Here is a 5,162-nt window from a genome sequence, read left to right on the forward strand (position 1 = left end):
GCTCGGCCGCAGGGGCCTGGAGGTGATCGCCCCCGAGCCCCCGCCCACCCGGCTGCGGGCCGCACTCGACGACGCCACCACCCGCAGGGAGCTGCGCTGGCTGGTGCGGCACGCCACGGTGGGGCTGCTGCTGAGCGTCGCCGGCGCCCTGCTGCCGTTCCTCGCCCTGCGCGACGGCGCCTTCCCGCTGTACTGGAAACTGATGCCGGACGACGCGACCGCCACCTCGCTGGGCTTCGGCGTCGCCCACTCGTGGCCGGGCGCCCTCTCCGTGACGCTGCTCGGCGTGGGGTGGATCGCCATCATCGTCGGGCTGACCCCCGGCATGGCACGGCTCCAGTCGGGCCCGGGACAGCGGCTGCTCGCCGCAGGACCCGACGCCGATCTGTCGCTGCGGGTCGCCGAGCTGACCGCCACCCGCGCCGCCGCCCTGGACGCCCACGCCACCGAGCTGCGCCGGATCGAGCGCGCGCTCCACGACGGCACCCAGAACCGGCTCGTCTCGGTCACCGTCCTGCTCGGCGCTGCCCGCCGCCAGGTGGCCCGCGACCCCTCCCACGCCGACGAGATACTGGAACGCGCCCAGTCCGCGGCCGAACAGGCGCTGGCAGAGCTGCGCGCGGTCTCGCGCAGCATCCTCCCGCCGGTCCTGGACGACCGGGGGCTGGCCGGCGCGCTCTCCGGGCTCGCGGCGAACTGCGCCGTGCCCTGCCGTATCGACGTGGAGGCGCCCGAACGGTGCGCCGCTTCGGTCGAGGCGACCACGTACTTCGTCGTGGCGGAGGCCCTGACGAACATCGCCAAGCACAGCGGCGCCGAACGGGCCACCGTGACGGTACGGGCCCGCGGCGGCCGGCTCCGGCTCGCCGTCACCGACGACGGCCGGGGCGGCGCCGACGAGGACGGCGGCTCGGGGCTCACCGGCATCCGCCGCCGCGTCGCCGCGCACGACGGCACCCTCCGCCTGGCCAGCCCGCCCGGCGGTCCGACAACCCTCGAAGTGGATCTCCCCTGTGGATCGTGACCGGCCTCCGGCCCAGCACCTGACGAACCGGCACCCGGCGGCCCCGCACCCGCCGCACGCTCCCCGGATCGTGATAGCCGAGGACGACGCGCTGCTGCGCGAGGGGCTGGCCCTGCTGCTGCGCGCCGAATCCCTCGACGTGGTGGCCACGGCGGGTACGGCCGAAGCCGCGCTGGACGCCATCGAGGCGTACGCCCCGGACATCGCCATCTTCGACGTACGGATGCCGCCCACCCACACCGACGAGGGCATCCGCGCGGCCGTCGAGGCCCGGCGCCGCCGCCCCGGTCTCGCGGTCCTCGTGCTCTCCGCCTACGTGGAACAGAGCTTCGCGACCGAACTGCTCACCGGCGGGGTCGGCGGCCTCGGCTATCTGCTCAAGGAGCGGGTGGGCCGGGTGGAGGAGTTCCTGGACGCGCTGCACCGGGTGGCGTCCGGCGGCACCGCGATCGACCCGGAGGTCGTCGCCCAGCTCTTCACCCGCTCCCGCCAGGACACCCGCCTGGAACGGCTGAGCCCCCGCGAGCGCGACGTGCTCGCCCTGATGGCCGAGGGGCTGGGCAACGGCGCCATCGCGGGCCGGCTCGTCGTGACCGAGGGCGCGGTCCACAAACACATCCGCAGCATCTTCGCCAAGCTCGACCTGTCCCCTGCCGACGAGGTCGACCGGCGGGTGGCCGCCGTGCTGCGCTTCCTGGACGCCGCCCGGCGCGGGGCGCGCTGACAGGAGGCACCGGAGAGACGGTCAAGTACAGCCTGCTGTACCACCACTTGGGGCGCGCACGGGAGTGATCCACGGGCCACGGATTGATGTGCTGAGCACGTCAATAACCCGTGCTTCAGCCCGTCCGAAGGAACCCGTGATGAGCATTCAAGCCCCCACCGACAACGAAGCGCGGCCGGCCGGCGCGGAGCCGGACGGCCGGGCGGCGGACAGCTCCCGGCTGCGGACCGCCGTCCGCCGCGCTCCGCTGGTCTGGTTCTTCTGCCTGGCCTTCGCGCTGAGCTGGCTGGCCTGGACGCCGTACATACTCTCCGAGAACGGCCTAGGGATCTGGCACTTCACCTTCCCCGGCGGCGCCGCGGGCAGCCAGCTCCTCGGCGTGCTGCCCGGCGCCTACCTCGGCCCGATCAGCTCGGCCCTGCTGGTGACCACGACCACCGAGGGACGTGCGGGACTGCGGGTCTGGCGCCGCCGGATGACCAAGTTCCGGCTCGCCTGGTACTGGTACGCCCTGGTCATCGTCTCGGTGCCCGCCGCGCTGACCCTCGCCTCGGCCGCGCTCGCCGGCCGCGCTCCCGTCCTGCCGCCCGCGGCGGTGCTCGCCGCCTTCCTGCCCGGCCTGCTGCTCCAGATGATCACCACCGGCCTCGCCGAGGAGCCCGGCTGGCGTGAATTCGCCATGCCCCGGATGCAGAGCCGCTTCGGCCCGCTGGTCGCGACCCTCGTTGTCGGTGTCCTCTGGGGCTCCTGGCACCTGCCGCTGTTCCTGACCGAGTGGGGCGGCGGCCCGGACGTGGCCGTGACCAAGCCGCTGGAGTTCCTGGCCACGACGATCGCTTTCAGCTTCGTGATGACCTGGGTGTTCAACCGCTCGGGCGAGAGCATGCCGCTGGTGATGCTGGTCCACACCGGCGTCAACAACTTCTTCTCCGTCGCCGCGTCGGACATGTTCCCCACCCAGTCCGACGCCGGCACAGGCCACGCGTTCCTGCTCGCCTCGCTCACGGCGGCCCTGATCATCCTGGCGGCCACCCGGGGCCGTCTGGGCCTGTCCAAGCCGACCGGAATCGGATAAACTCCAGACCTCGGTCTCGACGAAGAAATGCCTGGTCAGAGGCCCTTTACGGCCTGGGGTGGCCGCCTGAATCCGGCCACCCCAGGTGTCGCCGTGTCAGCTCCGCGCCCGCGCCCTGCGGGAGACGACCGCGCGCAGCACCCGCTGGCCCTCGGTCGACAGATCCAGCGCCTGGCGCAGTCCGCTCCCCGCGCCGTCCGGCTCGGCGAGCATCTCCAGGATCCGCACCTGACGGCGCAGTTCACCGGCGACGAGCGGGCCCACTCCCGGGATGGCCGCCACCGTGTCGACGGGCTCCTCGCGGCAGCGCGTGAGCCGCGCCTGAAGCTCCTCGCCCGCGGCGCCGCCGCCGGTGTCGAACTTCTGGTGGATCTCCAGGCCGACCAGCGAACAGGTGTCGGCCCAGACCCGCAGCGGCTCCGGCGCCCAGGCAGCGGGCGCCGAGTTCAGCAGGGTGCGGACGAGCGCGATCTCGACGTTGGTCACGGCCTCGGCGTCGATGGCGTCGTCCAGGGCGCCCCTGGCCGTCACCAGCCTGCCCGGCCAGCCCTCGGCGCCGGCCGCGATACCCGCCCACAGCGGGCGCAGGACCTCGCTCTCCTCGGCGAGCAGCGGCAGACACCGGTCGAGGCAGGCGAGACCGCTCGCGGCCAGCCCGCGCTCATCGGCTTGGGCGATCAGCTTCACCAGGCTCATGGACGGCTCCTGTCACGGACGCGCTACTGCCCTGTACTGCGCCGGGCGGCCGGATTACGTCACTCCGCTCCTGGTGATCATCTCCCACAAGGGACGGCCGCCCGGGTGGTTAGAGCCGCGATACCCGGATATGGAACGGAATATGACCGGCTATTTTCAGCCGACGTCGAGCTTTGTGGCCAGCGCGGTGAAGCCGGTCCAGGAGAGCGCGGGCTTCCCCGGGTTCCAGAGCTTCTGGGCGGTCGCCGCCAGCGGCATCTTGATGCCGGCGGCCACCTGGTCCTGGGTCTGGGCGTTCGGGAAGTCGCCCCACACGGCGAACCTGCCGCCCAGGATCTGCTTCGAGTAGCGCGCGGGCACCGCCGTCGTACCGCGCAGCACCAGCGGGGTCCACTGCTCGTAGATGCGCTGCCCGGTCGGGTAGGTGAAGTCGTTCGGCTGGCCGAGCACGTAGTACATGTACTCGTCGTTGAGGTTCACCATCGGGCGCCCCTCCTGGAGGTACGACACCGGCTGCCGCGCCCCGATCTCCTTGCCCGTCCAGTACTCGATCTGCAGGTTCTTGTCGGCGTGCACGGTGCCGCCGGCGAACACGCCGTCGTTCCAGACCTTGGGCTGCTTGCCGAGCTTGGTGACCACGCCGGCGCGGTCGTTCGTCCAGCCCGCCGTCAGGTCCGTCACGCTCGCGCCGCTCCCGTACTTCTGCCGGGCGGCCGTGGCGAGCTGCGGGAAGGAGGCGGCGGGGTCGCGGACCGTCAGCGCCTGGTACTCGTCGGCGCCGAGGTGCCAGTAAGCGCCGGTGAACAGCGCGGCGAACTCGCGGTCCAGATCGTCGATGAGCCGGGCGGACGCGGGCTTCGAGATGTCGATGGCGCCCTTGGTGACCACGCCGGCGGTGTTGCGCAGCTTGAGCGTGGGGTTCGGGGCCAGTACGGCGCCGAGGTGGCCCGGCGAGTCGATCTCGGGCACGACGGTGATGTGCAGCCGGGCCGCGACCGCCAGGATCTGCCGGATCTGCGCCTTCGTGAAGTGCTCGGCCGAGACGATGTCGGGGTGGGTGGTCGACTCGATGCGGAAGCCCTGGTCGTCCGAGAAGTGCAGCCCGAGCTGGTTGAGCTTGAGGTCGGCCATCTCCCGCAGCCGGTCCTCGATCCAGCCCTCGCTGTAGAACTTCCGCGCGATGTCCAGATTCAGTCCGCGCTGCGGCCGGTCCGGCGAGTCGCGTACGACACCCTCGGGCATCGCGCCGTCGGCCCGTACCGCCTGCTTCAGCGTGCGGGTGCCGTAGAAGACCCCGGCCTGCGCGGGCCCGGTGATCAGCACCCGGTTGTTGGCGGCCGTGAGGGTGTACGACTCGGCGCCGCCGCCGGGCTTCAGGGCCAGCTCGACGTCGCCCGCCCTGGCGGCGACCGCGCCCCGGTACCCGATCTTCAGCTCCTGGGCCAGCAGCTTCGCCTCGTCGGCGAGCCCGCTGCCCGCGCTGCCGCGCGCCACGACGACGCCGCTGTTGGCCGAAGGACGCCAGCCCGGACCGTGGGCCGCCTGATGGCTCCGGACCGCCGGGACGGTGCGCGGCGCGCTGGAGAGCGGGTACGACCGTGTGGGCGACGGCTCGGGCGCGGCGGACGACGCCGAAGCGGCGG

Annotated in this window: 5 protein-coding genes; 3 read left to right on the top strand and 2 right to left on the bottom strand. The window is 72.7% G+C overall.

The window, feature by feature from the left end:
• From HY68_RS06160 to HY68_RS06170, 3 genes are all read left to right on the top strand, one after another.
• The coding region (locus tag HY68_RS06160) for a sensor histidine kinase (protein ID WP_063779621.1) at positions 1 to 1,024 on the top strand (1,024 nt) is incomplete at its 5' end.
• Between the two features lie 70 nt (positions 1,025 to 1,094).
• Entirely contained in the window at positions 1,095 to 1,748 is a 654-nt protein-coding gene (locus HY68_RS06165) for a response regulator transcription factor (RefSeq protein WP_078863891.1), read from the top strand.
• 139 nt (positions 1,749 to 1,887) lie between these two features.
• Complete coding sequence (locus HY68_RS06170) at positions 1,888 to 2,823, top strand: type II CAAX endopeptidase family protein (RefSeq protein ID WP_078863454.1); 936 nt, start codon at positions 1,888 to 1,890, stop codon at positions 2,821 to 2,823.
• A gap of 96 nt (positions 2,824 to 2,919) precedes the next feature.
• On the opposite strand, the gene HY68_RS06175 is transcribed toward HY68_RS06170, so the two are convergent.
• Complete coding sequence (locus HY68_RS06175; protein WP_041985333.1) at positions 2,920 to 3,519, bottom strand: hypothetical protein; 600 nt, start codon at positions 3,517 to 3,519, stop codon at positions 2,920 to 2,922.
• Positions 3,520 to 3,675: 156 nt separating this feature from the next.
• Positions 3,676 to 5,162: glycoside hydrolase family 20 protein (locus tag HY68_RS06180; RefSeq protein ID WP_041985336.1), on the bottom strand; the 1,487-nt coding region annotated here is incomplete at its 5' end.

It is taken from the genome of Streptomyces sp. AcH 505, from assembly GCF_000818175.1.
In the GTDB taxonomy this organism is placed as follows: Bacteria; Actinomycetota; Actinomycetes; order Streptomycetales; family Streptomycetaceae; genus Streptomyces.